The organism is Mesorhizobium sp. B2-4-18 (assembly GCF_006441385.1).
In the GTDB taxonomy this organism is placed as follows: Bacteria; Pseudomonadota; Alphaproteobacteria; order Rhizobiales; family Rhizobiaceae; genus Mesorhizobium; species Mesorhizobium australicum.
The window spans coordinates 156714-169628 of record NZ_VFUW01000009.1; the positions used below are offsets into that span (position 1 = coordinate 156714).

General features: G+C 59.9%; 10 protein-coding genes and 2 pseudogenes. 4 read left to right on the top strand and 8 right to left on the bottom strand.

The window, feature by feature from the left end; translation table 11 throughout:
- Positions 1-9: 9 nt before the first annotated feature.
- The gene (gene ccoN, locus FJ527_RS21710; protein WP_140619248.1) at positions 10-1620 is read right to left on the bottom strand and encodes a cytochrome-c oxidase, cbb3-type subunit I; all 1611 of its coding nucleotides are present in this window, start codon (positions 1618-1620) and stop codon (positions 10-12) included.
- 110 nt (positions 1621-1730) lie between these two features.
- Between ccoN and FJ527_RS21715 the strand changes: the two genes are divergently transcribed.
- The gene (locus FJ527_RS21715; protein ID WP_348641128.1) at positions 1731-2273 is read left to right on the top strand and encodes a hemerythrin domain-containing protein; all 543 of its coding nucleotides are present in this window, start codon (positions 1731-1733) and stop codon (positions 2271-2273) included.
- Between the two features lie 2 nt (positions 2274-2275).
- Here FJ527_RS21715 and FJ527_RS21720 read toward each other — a convergent pair whose 3' ends face one another.
- A complete protein-coding gene (locus FJ527_RS21720) occupies positions 2276-3004 on the bottom strand; it encodes a Crp/Fnr family transcriptional regulator (protein WP_140619311.1) in 729 nt (242 codons plus the stop codon).
- Positions 3005-3166: 162 nt separating this feature from the next.
- On the opposite strand from FJ527_RS21720, the gene hemN reads away from it, so the two are divergent.
- A complete protein-coding gene (hemN, locus tag FJ527_RS21725; RefSeq protein ID WP_140619250.1) occupies positions 3167-4516 on the top strand; it encodes an oxygen-independent coproporphyrinogen III oxidase in 1350 nt (449 codons plus the stop codon).
- Positions 4517-4770: 254 nt separating this feature from the next.
- On the opposite strand, the gene FJ527_RS21730 is transcribed toward hemN, so the two are convergent.
- The 3 genes from FJ527_RS21730 to FJ527_RS21740 all read right to left on the bottom strand — a co-directional run bounded on the left by FJ527_RS21730 (position 4771) and on the right by FJ527_RS21740 (position 7791).
- Positions 4771-5103 (bottom strand): DUF779 domain-containing protein, encoded by a 333-nt coding sequence (locus FJ527_RS21730; RefSeq protein WP_140619252.1) that lies wholly within the window; start codon positions 5101-5103, stop codon positions 4771-4773.
- Positions 5104-5170: 67 nt separating this feature from the next.
- The gene (gene adh / locus FJ527_RS21735; RefSeq protein ID WP_140824027.1) at positions 5171-6688 is read right to left on the bottom strand and encodes an aldehyde dehydrogenase; all 1518 of its coding nucleotides are present in this window, start codon (positions 6686-6688) and stop codon (positions 5171-5173) included.
- A gap of 134 nt (positions 6689-6822) precedes the next feature.
- On the bottom strand, positions 6823-7791 hold the full coding sequence (locus tag FJ527_RS21740) for a helix-turn-helix domain-containing protein (protein ID WP_140619313.1): 969 nt from the start codon (positions 7789-7791) through the stop codon (positions 6823-6825).
- 743 nt (positions 7792-8534) lie between these two features.
- Here FJ527_RS21740 and FJ527_RS21745 point away from each other — a divergent pair.
- Positions 8535-9128 (top strand): annotated as a pseudogene (locus FJ527_RS21745) (SOS response-associated peptidase family protein).
- A 1-nt stretch (position 9129) separates the two neighbouring features.
- Here the strand turns inward: FJ527_RS21745 and FJ527_RS21750 are convergent.
- Complete coding sequence (locus FJ527_RS21750; RefSeq protein WP_140619255.1) at positions 9130-9405, bottom strand: hypothetical protein; 276 nt, start codon at positions 9403-9405, stop codon at positions 9130-9132.
- Positions 9406-9510: 105 nt separating this feature from the next.
- Positions 9511-10266: a hypothetical protein gene (locus FJ527_RS21755; RefSeq protein ID WP_140619257.1), complete on the bottom strand. Its 756-nt coding sequence runs from the start codon at positions 10264-10266 to the stop codon at positions 9511-9513.
- A gap of 67 nt (positions 10267-10333) precedes the next feature.
- On the opposite strand from FJ527_RS21755, the gene FJ527_RS21760 reads away from it, so the two are divergent.
- Positions 10334-10882 (top strand): hypothetical protein, encoded by a 549-nt coding sequence (locus tag FJ527_RS21760; protein ID WP_246677762.1) that lies wholly within the window; start codon positions 10334-10336, stop codon positions 10880-10882.
- Between the two features lie 911 nt (positions 10883-11793).
- Here FJ527_RS21760 and FJ527_RS21765 read toward each other — a convergent pair.
- Positions 11794-12816, bottom strand: a pseudogene (locus FJ527_RS21765) (IS110 family transposase).
- Positions 12817-12915 lie beyond the last annotated feature (99 nt).

Below are 12915 nucleotides of genomic sequence, written 5' to 3' on the forward strand. Positions count from 1 at the left end.
TCTGGCTCCTTATTCGGCAGGCTGAAGGGCGGGTACAGAGCCGGGCATCGGCTCCTCCTCGCGCTGGTATCCTAGAATGGTCATGCCGATGTTCCAGGCCATGATCAGGGTGCCGGATAGGTACATGGCTCCGCCGATCGCGCGCATGACGTAGTAGGGGTGCATGGCGGCCACGGTTTCGGCGAAGGAGTAGACCAAGAAGCCCTGCTCGTCGTATTCGCGCCACATCAAGCCCTGCATGATGCCGGACACCCACATGACCGCGGCATAGACAACGATGCCGAGCGTCGCCAGCCAGAAGTGCCAGGTGACGAGCCGCAGCGAATAAAGCCGTTCGCGGTTCCACAGCTTCGGCACCATGAAGTAGATCGCGCCGAACGAGATCATGCCGACCCAGCCGAGCGCACCAGAGTGCACATGGCCAATGGTCCAGTCGGTATAATGCGACAGGGAGTTGACTGTCTTGATCGACATCATCGGGCCTTCGAAGGTGGACATGCCGTAGAAAGCGATGGCCATCACCATCATGCGGATGATCGGATCGGTGCGCAGCTTGTCCCAGGCGCCCGACAGCGTCATCAGGCCGTTGATCATGCCGCCCCATGACGGCATCCACAGCATGATCGAAAACACCATGCCGAGCGTCTGCGCCCAGTCGGGCAGGGCGGTGTAGTGCAGGTGATGGGGCCCGGCCCAGATGTAGAGAAAGATGATCGCCCAGAAATGGACGATCGACAGGCGGTAGGAATAGACCGGTCGGTTCGCCTGCTTGGGCACGAAATAATACATCATGCCGAGGAAGCCGGCGGTCAGGAAAAAGCCGACGGCATTGTGGCCGTACCACCACTGCGTCAGGGCGTCCTGGACGCCGGAAAAGGCGGAGTAGCTCTTGGAGCCGAGGAAGGAGGCCGGCATCGACAGGTTGTTGATCACATGCAGCATCGCGATGGTCACGATGAAGGAGAGGTAAAACCAGTTGGCGACGTAGATATGCGGCTCCTTGCGCTTCAGGATCGTGCCGAGGAACAAGATGAGATAGGCGACCCAGACGATGGTCAGCCAGATGTCCACGTACCATTCGGGTTCCGCGTATTCGCGGCTTTCAGTGATGCCGAGCAGGTAGCCAGTCGCGGCCATGACGATGAAAAGCTGGTAGCCCCAGAACACGAACCAGGCGAGATCGCCGCCGAACAGGCGGGCGCGGCAGGTTCGTTGCACGACATAGAGAGACGTGCAGAGCAATGCGTTGCCGCCGAAGGCAAAGACGACGCCCGACGTGTGCAGCGGTCGCAAGCGGCCGAAATTGAACCACGGCTGGATGTTGAGATCCGGGTACGCAAGCTGCAACGCGATGACGACGCCGACAAGCATGCCGACGACACCCCAGAACATTGTGGCGATAGCCCCGTAGCGGATGGGACCATCCATATAGGCTGATGGATCGACCGCGACTGCCGGCGCGAAACTCGTGTTGCGAAGGAGAATAGCGACAAAGCCGAGCAGCACCAAGAAGAGCACCCACATATGCTGTCGGAATGGCTCGTCAACGCCGAAGCCGGCAGCCACAAAAGCTGCAAATGTGAACAGGCTCAAAGCGAAGATGTGCGTGCCGAACTTCATGACATGTCCCCGAGGTCGACTCCGATGCGCGGACGTCAATCCGCAGGAACAGCAATTCAGCAGTCGCCCCTTCGCCGCCTTGATCCATGTCAAAGCCATTTGCATTTGGATTGGGCAGCCTCGAACCGCAAACGATCAGGAGACTGTTATTGAACAGGGAGAGGGAGCCGGCATCGTCGCTGTTCGAAACAAGTCGCGCCAGTTCGATACTGGCAGGTCGATCTGACAGAGAAACGGTCCCGGCGGCGGTGATGAAGCGTGCGCATCTGGAAAAGCTGCAGCTCTGCGATGCCCTGGAAAGCATCGCCGACACCCTGCCCAAGGTCGATTGCCTGGCATCCCTGGCTGCAGCAAACGCGATAGTTCCGCTGTTGCGCAGCATTCATCGATACGAAGAGACGGTGATCTTTCCGGCCTACGAGGCCGCTTTAAGCGGCGGCGATGCTTCAACCCGGCGACTGCGTGCCGAACACGTCGAGGACGAGTGCTTTGCCGGCGAGGTGACTGAAATCCTGCTGGCGATTGGCCATGGCGAGCCGGTCGAGAATGCCGAGGCTGTCGGCTTCATGCTGCGCGGTTTCTTCGAAAGCATGCGCCGGCATATCGCCTTTGAACGCGAGCACGTCTTGCCGATGATCGGCGTCGTCGATTGAGCCTAGGCGCCAGAGCGTCGCTGCAGCCGGGCCAGGCTGTCGACGGTCACTTCCCTGTTGTTCTCTATCCGGATCACGTCATCTGATCGCAGCCTGGTCAGCTGGCGGCTCACCGTTTCGATGGTCAGACCAAGGAAATCGGCGATGTCCGCGCGGGTCAGCGGCAGATCGAAACATGTCGACTGGGCGGCCGCGTCAAGCGTGGGGTCGATGTTTTTGGCGATCATCAGGAGAAAACTCGCCACTTTTTCCGAAGCGCTCTTCCGCCCCAGCGTCAACATCCAGTCGCGGGCTTCGTCGAGTTCATTCAGCGCCTGCTTGAGCAGACGATGCTCAAGCTCCGGTGATTCCTTCATCATCCGTTCGATGGCCGCCTTTGGAAACGAACACACGGAAACGGCGGTTGCGGCTTGGGCGTTGATCGCGCTTTCCACCTTGAAGGGCCTGCCTAGAAAATCGGGGGCGAACTGGAGGCCAACAATCTGCTGGCGTCCGTCAGAAAGGCTCTTTGTCAGCTTGACGACGCCAGAAAGCACGTTCGAATAGCTGTCGACGGTCTCGGTGTCGCCAATCAGTTCAACGCCTGGTTCAACACTGTGCTTCGATGAGCTCTTGGCCAGCCCCACCAATTGATCGGGATCGAGCGCGCCGCAAACGCCGCGGTGCCGTGCTTCGCACGATTGGCAAAGCACGGGAATGCCGGCGCTGTGAACATCCTGACGCACTGTCACCACGATCGCCCGAGAAATTCGAAGTTCCAGCAGGATATAGCATCGGTCCGAGAAAAAGCCTTGCGGCAGTTTGTCCGCGGCAAGACGGCATTGACCGAAATCAAGGCTTCCGGTGTCCAATGCAATCATTGTCGCGCCATGCAAAGTGGAGCGGGTAGAGACATGCGGCCGGAATTGCTTGCCAGACTTGCTGAGAACGTGCCGCGCTATACGAGCTACCCGACCGCGCCGCACTTCCACCCGGGCGTCGGTGCCCTTGTCTATCGAAGCTGGCTGGAAGCGCTTGAGAACGGTGATGAGATTTCACTCTATCTGCATATTCCTTACTGCGACAGGCTCTGCTGGTTCTGTGCCTGTCACACCAAGCAGACACGTCACTATGAACCGGTGACGGCCTATCTCCGCTCGTTGCATGCCGAGATCGCCACCATTGCCCGTATTGTCGGCGGCAAGGCGGGCGTGCGCGCCGTCCACTTCGGTGGCGGCTCTCCGACGATGCTGAAGCCCGAGGACATGGTTATGCTGGGTGAAGCATTGCGTGCGAACTTCGATTTCCTTCCGGACGCCAAGATCAGCGTCGAAATCGATCCCAATGATATGGATGATGCTCGGCTCGATGCGCTTGCCGAGATCGGCATGACCCGGGCAAGCCTCGGCGTTCAGGATTTTGACCCGAAGGTGCAAAAGGCAATTAACCGCGAGCAGAGCTTTTTGCAGACCAAAGCGGTGGTGGACGGCGTTCGTTCGCGCGGCGTCGCTTCGGTCAATCTGGACCTGCTCTACGGCTTGCCACACCAAACCAGGGAGAGCGTCTCCTCCACCGTCGCGCAGGCGTTGACCCTGGAGCCGGATCGGATGGCATTGTTTGGCTACGCGCACGTGCCCTGGTTCAAGAAGCATCAGACGATGATCGACGAGGCATGGTTGCCGGGTCCGGCGGAGCGGTTTGCTCAATCACAACTGGCCGCTTGTCTTATGCTGAACGCGGGATATGAAGCCGTCGGCTTCGACCATTTCGCCAGGCCCAACGATGCGTTGGCCGTAGCGGCCCGAACCGGGTGCCTGCGCCGCAATTTCCAAGGCTACACGGAGGATCGCTGCGAAACATTGATCGGCCTGGGACCATCATCCATCAGTCAATTTCGCCAAGGATATGCGCAGAACATGCCGTCGACCGCGGAGTATGGACGCATGGTGTCGGACGGTGGATTGGCGGCTGTGCGCGGTATCGCGCTTTCCGACGACGACGGCGTTCGCGGTTGGATCATCGAGAGGCTGATGTGTGATTTTGCGTTCTCGGCGATCGAACTGGTGGAGCGCTTTGGCGCAGCTGGCCAAAGGCTTCTGCTCAAGGCAAGCTCCACCGCCCTGCGTGATCCCGAGGGGTTGCTTGAACTTGATGGTGACCGCTTCGTCGTGCCGGTGGAAAGTCGCCCCTTTGTCAGAAGCGTCGCGGCGAAATTCGACAAATATCTCGAAACCGGCAAAGCCAGGCATTCGGTAGCGGTGTGAACATCGGCCCGGTCAGAAGTGTTCGCCAGCCTTGAACGGGCCGATGCGGGTGCCTGCCGCGATCAGATAGGCGGTCGACCAACCGTGCCACCAAGTATCTCATCGCATGCGTGACGGCGATCAGACCAAACGGGTGGATCAAGACCGTTAGACTTATGACGACGGTGCCGATGAGCAGATTGAAGATCATCGTCGGAACGTAAAGATCGATACGGCGCCTTCCTTGCTCGAAATCAAAACCGGCATGTTTTCGCCTATACGGCGCAGATCGTCGACCGGGTCAGGAACCGCTTCTCCCGTCTATTGTCGAGGAAGAACATACCGCCGCGACCAGGCACCACGTCGATGATAAGATCGGTATGCTTCCAGGCCTCGAGTTGCGATGCCCCGATGTAGAACAGTGCGTCGCCGATGTGGCCAAGCAGCACGTCCTGGTCGCCGACGATGAATCCGGCCGACGGATAGCACATCGGCGAGGACCCGTCGCAGCATCCGCCGGACTGATGGAACAGCACCGGGCCATGACCGGCAACAATCTCCGCGATCAGTTCAAGGGCAGCCGGCGTCGCCGAGACTTTCGCATGCATGGTCTTTTCCGATTTCAAAATTATGGCGCGGCCGTGCCAGGACCGCGCCAATGAGCCAAAGAGTCGATCAGAAGAAGCCGAGCTTCTTGGGGGTATAGCTGACCAGCATGTTCTTGGTCTGCTGGTAGTGGTCGAGCATCATCTTGTGGGTCTCGCGGCCGATGCCGGACTGCTTGTAGCCGCCGAAGGCCGCATGCGCGGGATAGGCGTGGTAGCAGTTCGTCCAGACCCGGCCGGCCTGGATCGCACGGCCGAAGCGGTAGGCACGGTTGCCGTCACGCGTCCAGATGCCGGCGCCGAGGCCGTAGAGCGTGTCGTTGGCGATCGACAGCGCCTCGGCGTCGTCCTTGAAGGTCGTGACCGAAACAACCGGTCCAAAAATCTCCTCCTGGAAGATGCGCATCTTGTTGTGGCCCTTGAACACGGTCGGCTTGACGTAGTAGCCGCCCGCCAGATCGCCAGGGAGCACATTGCGCGCGCCGCCGGTCAGCACCTGAGCGCCTTCCTGGCGGCCGATGTCGATGTAGGACAGGATCTTTTCCATCTGCTCGGACGAGGCCTGTGCGCCGATCATCGTGGCCGGATCGAGCGGATCGCCCTGCACAATGGCCTCGACACGCTTGAGGGCACGCTCCATGAACCTGTCATAGATCGCTTCATGGATGAGGGCGCGGCTCGGGCAGGTGCAGACCTCGCCCTGGTTCAGTGCGAACATGACGAAGCCCTCGATCGCCTTGTCGAAGAAATCATCATCCTCGGCAATGACATCCTTGAAGAAGATGTTGGGCGACTTGCCGCCCAGTTCCAGCGTGACGGGGATCAGGTTCTGGCTGGCATACTGCATGATCAACCGGCCCGTCGTGGTCTCGCCGGTAAACGCGATCTTGGCAATGCGCGGCGAGGACGCGAGCGGCTTGCCGGCCTCGAGGCCGAAGCCGTTGACGATGTTCAGCACGCCCGGCGGCAGCAGGTCGCCGACAAGGTCGGCCCACAGCATGATGGCGGCCGGCGTCTGCTCGGCAGGTTTCAGGATGACGCAGTTTCCAGCGGCAATTGCAGGAGCAAGCTTCCAGCATGCCATCAGCAGCGGGAAGTTCCACGGGATGATCTGGCCGACCACGCCGAGCGGCTCATGGAAATGGTAGGCGACGGTATCGTCGTCGATCTGGGAAAGGCTGCCTTCCTGGCCGCGCAAAGCGCCGGCGAAATAGCGGAAATGGTCGATGGCAAGCGGCAGGTCGGCCGCGGTGGTTTCACGGATCGGCTTGCCGTTGTCCCAGGTTTCGGCGCACGCCAGAAGATCGAGGTTTTCCTCCATCCGGTCGGCGATGCGGTTGAGGATGAGCGACCGCTCGGCCACGCTGGTGCGTGCCCAGGTGTCCTTGGCGGCATGCGCGGCGTCGAGGGCAGCCTCGATGTCCTGAGCGTCAGAGCGGGCCACCTCGCACAGCAACCCGCCATTTACCGGCGAGAAGTTTTCGAAATAGCGACCGGAGCGCGGCTCGGCCCATTTGCCGCCGATGAAATTGCCATAACGCTTGTCGAAGGGCACCCTGACCGAGCGCGAGAATTCAACCTTGTTCACATCTACCTCCCAAAGCTGACGCCGCGGAATGCGACGCGTGGAGGAGATATGCTTGCGCAGATGCTGATTGTCAGGCCGCCGAAACCAGGTCGTTCGTGCGAGTGTCGCAGAACTGAGACACTTCGGTCGCAAACTCAGTGAGAACGCCCCAACTCGAAGCGCTTCAACTTGCGATGCAGAGTCGCCCGACTGATTCCGAGCGCCTCGGCGGCCGCTGAAATGTTCCCCGAGGTATGAGCCAGGGCTCTCTGAAGCGCAGCGCGCTCGGCCCGGTCGAGGCTGCCTTCCATCCCTTCGGCGCCACTCAGCACGTCCATTGCGGCCAAGCTTCGTGTCAGCGATCCTTGGGAAATGCCCAGCGCGATCCGCGCCGGTCGCGTCGCTCCGACCACGAGATCGTCGGAGTCGATCGCGATGAGCCCGCCGAGCCCACCATTCGTTTCCGGAAGGAGAAGGACGCGCGCACGGGGAAATGCCCGGCGAAAGTTCTCCGCCTCGATTCGCTTTGCGGCGTCCGCGACCGCGACCGAGATCAGATTGGTGAACGCCTCGGTGAGATCGGCGCGACAAGACGATACGTCAAGCGCCGCTGCGAGGTTGCCTTCGTGATCGTAGATCGGCGCTGTCGTGCAGCTCAGCAGCGTATTGCGTGCATAGAAATGCTGATCACGATGGATTGTCAGCGCTCGCCGCTCGGCGAGACATGTTCCGATGCCATTGGTGCCTTCGCTCTCTTCGCCCCAGACCGAGCCCGTCCACAGTCCCCATTCCTCGAAGGTCTCGTTGTCGGAGGCAGCGCCACGGCGATCCACCGGAACTCCGTCGAGGTCGGCCAGAAGCACGCAGCACCCAACGCCGCCAACCGCGAGATAGAGCCTGTCGAGGCTGGACTGCGCCGCCACTTGCAGCGGCTCTATCCTCTGCCTGGCTCTTCTGAACTCGGCTTCCGTCAGACGCTTGGGCGATTTGCGCTCGGCGGGATCAAGCCGGTGCAGGTTCGAGGAGCGTTGCCACGAAGCGACCAATGCCGATTTTGCTGCCGCGTCGGAATTGATCGCAGCCTGGACGCGATCTTCATGATGGCCGGCCGAGTGCCCGTTCACGCTGTCCTCCCGCTCTCGAAACTTTCCCTTGTCTGTTCGGTCACATTCTTTTTCAGGGAAATGCCCGTCATGGTGAAGCTTGTTTCCCAAGTTGGTCACCGAGCTGTCAATTCGTCGAAGGAACTAGTTTGTGCCATCCGGCGGCTCGGAGACCGTCCGCGGGAGTTCCATTGGCACGCCATCGGCCGCCAACTGCACACGTCTACAGGTGATAGGAGCCGTTGATATTGATGTGCGCAAATCAGCGTCAAATCGTTGGTCTTGCCGCAAAAAAAGAGGTCGGAAAACTTGTCAAACCCGCACACGATTGTGGCGCAAGGCGATTGCGCTCCGTCGGGGCCAGTAGGTCGCGGCCGAAAGAAAGCAACGGGCCCATCCACGCTTAGCCCGCACCTCCGAAGGCCGAGGTCACAGGTTTGAATCCTGTCGGGTGCGCCAATTGTAGCATAAATAGCAGATAGTTAGCCGAGGATTATTTAGCAATTGTCCTCGCGCTTGCGCGGAAGCGCTACGGAAGCACAAGAGGGCAGTACCAATTTCGATGCACCCCTCCTGTGGAAAAAATGCCATTGGTGTCTTATTGAGGGACTGGAAGAGGCCGCTGGTGCTCGCAAGGTACTTGTTGAGGCCGCAAAGAAGGCCGGTATTCTGGTTGAACGGGATTCTTGGGTTGAGTGCCGGTCGCTTTCCATCGGGTGTCGGCATTCCGTAGTATAGACAGAGCACTGAGGTCGGACCCGTCCATGTGCAACGATTACGAGCAGCATGTCGTTTGGTCCGACTATTGCCGGATGATGGCGTCGCTTGCGCTCAAAGTCCCCGCCCACCAAACCGAACTCGATTTGCCACAAGCAGACGACGTCCGCATCAATGATCCAGCGCCGATAATGCGCGTTGCAGACGATGCCATCGAACTGGCATCGATGACGTTCGGATTTCCACCGACAGGACCAAAGGGCGGCCCGGTGTTCAACTTCCGCTCCGAAGGCCGGCAATTCGGGAATAGCCAACGCTGCCTTGTTACCGCATCAGCGTTCTTCGAATTCACAGAAACGAAATATCCGAAGGCGAAACATCGCTTCACGCTGAACGGCTCTCCATTCATGGCCGTCGCTGGGCTTTGGCGCGAAGCTGTCGGCAACAAGCCGCCCACCTTCACCATGCTGACGACCGACCCCGGGCCGGATGTTGCGCCGCACCACAATCGATAGGTCGTGGTCCTTCAGCCCGAGAACTGGGCGGCTTGGATCAACCTGACGAAGGCCGAGGCTGAGCTTTTGCGGCCGCTTCCAGCCGGCTCGCTGTCGGTGGAGACAGTTCGCCCCGAAAGCTCGTGACTCAGCTGCGCAATATCTCCGGCACGCTTAGGGGACCAAGATTGACAACCGGTGTGTATTCGCCCGTACGGCGCCAGGCGCCCCGCACCTTTCCATTCTCCCGATCCCGCCTTGGATCGAACATCAGCCCATCGAAGTGATTACGGAACGCCTGTGCAGATGCGGCATCGCCGAAGCAGTGGAGCCGATAGCTTTCATATTTGCCATTCGGCCATTTCGCCTGCACGTGCCGCGTTTGGTGCTTAAGCCCTCGTTCCTGGCAGAACTTCGCGATCATGGTGAAGTTCCGCTCGGTGCAGAGATCGTCCGGCAACGCAACCTGGTGTGGCCAGTCGCGATCGATCGCCGACGGCGTTGGTAAGCTCCGACCTGCGTTTGATCACTATTCGAAATGCATGGACTGGCCGCGCATCATTGCCAAGATCAGCGCGATTGCAGGATTTGCCGGCGGCTTTTCCATATGCAAGGAACCGTCGAAATCGCGCCATGCCGCCATGCGCAATTCATCATCGTCATCGCTGGCGAATGGGTCGAAAACATGGGCATCGCAGGGATCTCGATCAATCTCGATGGTCCAGTCCTTAAGCGCTTTGCGTGCCATCTCTTTAACCTGTGCAAGGTCACTGGTGAAGAAGGGGATGCGGTCGCCATCCTCCGAGAGCGGCTCAACCCGATCCAGCGTCGGCCGCTCGGGAACCCAACCGAGAACGAAGGCAATATCGAAATCGATGTGGCGATCCGGACCGGTCGAAATCTCCAGGCGTTTGACGACATCAGGATAAAGTTGCTTCCGCTGCGGCCAGGTGTCTGGATCCGCTTGAGCTTGCAATTTCGTGCGGGGAATGTCGATCAATTCCATGATCTGATGGTGCGGAACTTTTTCTTCCGGCCAGCCCGCACAACATGCAACCGCGGCAGCCTCGTCGGCCTCCAACCAAATTGTGGCGGCTCGGTCCTCCTCCGCGGTAGGCTTATCGTCCTCGGGAAAGCCCTTAATATCCCAGCTTTCCAACGCAAACAGGCCTTCCGCACCCTGCAAAGCCGTAATGCCGGCGCGTTCAAACACTGCTTCTGCTGCCGCGATACCGCGCGCAAGCTCCTGCGCCGTGGCGTCCTCAATGTTCAAGCGAAGTTCCATGGTTCGCCTCCTATTGGGCTAGTCAGCCAATAGTGAACAAAATGAGAACAAAGTGTCAAGAGCGCCCTTGACGAGAGAGGAATATGTTCCTTATTTCAGCGTAATCTTGAGCAGCAAACCATGGCCGGCGTCAATCGCGCTGGCCGGCGAAGCTATGGCGAAAACAGCGGAAGACAATTTTCGGATCGAGGTATGGGATCGCGAGGAGCAGGCTTTGTCCGAAACCATTTCGCGTTCCCCTGACTCGACAGTGAGTCAGGCAGCCTGGCAAGCCGCCATCCGGCGCCGGCCGGGCATGTTGCTGATCCACTACAACAGTCGGCATGTGATGGAGAAAATCCTGACACCAGGCGAAGTGAAGATCGCACCGCAGGCCATCATCGACGGCAGCGTTCACGCCGGTCTCGATATTGCGCTCGGAGATCTTCGCGAATGGCATGTGTTGCGGGCCTGGTGCAGATCCTGTTCGAACCATGCAACGGTAAAGCCTGCCGGGCTCATCGAACGCTATGGAAAAGGCGCTCTGTTCAGTTCAGTCGAGCGCGCGCTTTTCTGCACGAGTTGTGACAGGGGCGGGCCTGTCAGGCTGGAAATTCACAAGCTGCCACGCAATTGAGGCGAGCCGAAACGGTGCAAGACTGGCGGACCGCCGCGGACGGGGACAGTCGGTCCCGCGTCCCGTCCTGCGGCCGGCGCTATGCTGACGCTCCTACGGCTGTCCCGTTTACCGCCCGCGGCGGGGGCGAATTTCCTCCGTCCTCCGCGCGACACCCGTCCACCGTTGCGGACGCGCGAAGGACTGCGGCTTATACGCCGTTCTTGCTTGAACGCCGGCAGTCGCCGGCGTGGAGATAGAGGGAGGCGAAGCGCATCGTCTGGAAAGACAGGAGAGAAAAATGCTGTGACTGCCTACGCATTCCCGTCGGCTTCGCTCTCCTCGTCGATGGTGCGCACGCCGCGCCTCGGAGCGGCCATCTCAAGCTGTGCGTCTGAAATGGGATCGGAAGGAGAAGAATCGAAGCGATGGTGGGTTGGCGGCAGCCATCGCGGCATTGCTGGTGGGTTGGCAGCGTATGGTGCGCTGCACGACGACTTCGCGCTACCCGTTGGGTATCTCGACGGGCGAGATTTCCATTTTCATCGCGCGGCGGCCTGGCTGATGTTCGCCGGGTTCGCTTGCCAAGCTGCAGCTATCTTGGTCGCGGTCGATGCTGTTCCTGAAAATGATGAGCCTAGTGTGAAGAGTGTCCGCTCAGGGGCCGTGTATGGACGGCTCTCCGTTGGCAAGGGATTCTTTGAGCGTTGCCGTTGCTGGTTGGTGCGGCCATGTATCCGACCTGTAGGTGCGGCCTATCATGTGCCGCTGGCCATAATGCCATTCGCGCGTCTCAGGTCCCGATCGTAAGCTCGCACTCGAGGTGCACGGCCCCAGTGGGTTTTCCTGATCCGGCGGTATCAACCGGCTTTGTGCATTAGCTCCTGTCCGCCCTTTCCAACCTCGTCAGCGATCGCTCGCCTTATCTTGTTCTATGCGATGACCGGGTCCCTGTAGCGCTCGCCGTTCGTCATCAGTGCCCAGACCATCCGGGCGGTCTTGTTGGCCAACGCAACCGCCGCAACCTTGGCTGTTCGCCGCGCCATCAACTGCACGAGCCATGGCCCTCCTGGTACCGTTGCGCTCGGCATAGCGGATGACCGCCATCGCACCCACCACGAGCAACTGCCGCAAGTAGCGATTGCCGGCCTTGGAGATACTGCCGAGCCTCTCCTTTCCCCCGCTCGAGTTCTGCTTCGGCACGAGTCCGATCCATGCCGATAGACAGCGCCCCGACTTGAACGCATGCGCATCGGCGACCGTAGCCACGAATGCACTCGCCAGCAGCGGGCCGACGCCTGGGATCTCCATCAACCTGCGACCAAGCTCGGTCTCACGCGCATTCGCCCGAACCCTACGATCGTTCTCGAGTATCTGTTTCTTCACGACCCCGAGCTGCGCTCAAGCATGCCAAGGCATAGCCGCGCGTCAGCTGGTATCCTGGCCTCGTTCTCGTCGTTGACGACCACGAGCAGTTGCTCAATCCCATTCCGCCCGATCGGCGCTACGATCCCGAACTCGGATAGGTGTGCCCGCAACGCGTTCGATATCTGCGTGCGCTGGCGGTTGAGCATCAACCGGACCCGGTGCAGCATCATCACACTTTGCTGCTCGGGTGATTTCACAGGCACGAAGCGCATGGTCGGCCGAGTGACCGCCTCGCAGATCGCCTCTGCATCTGCGGCATCATTCTTCTGCCGCTTCAGATAAGGCTTCACATATTGTGCCGGCAGTAATCTCACATCATGGCCACGTGCAGTCAGTTCTCTCGCCCAATAATGCGACGAGCTGCAGGCTTCGATACCGACCAGGCAACGTGGCAGGCTCTCGAAGAATGCCATCACGCGCCCACGCGTCAGCTTCCTGCGAACGACAACCTCACTCGCCGCATCCACCCCGTGGATTTGAAACACTGACTTCGCAATATCCAGACCAATCGTCGTAACGTTGCCCATTATAGATCTCCTCCAGCTTCTGGCCCAACGATCATACCGCAGGGCGGGAGGAGAGCCGTCCACCGCATCACAAGCGGACTGACAGCTACCAGGAGGAGA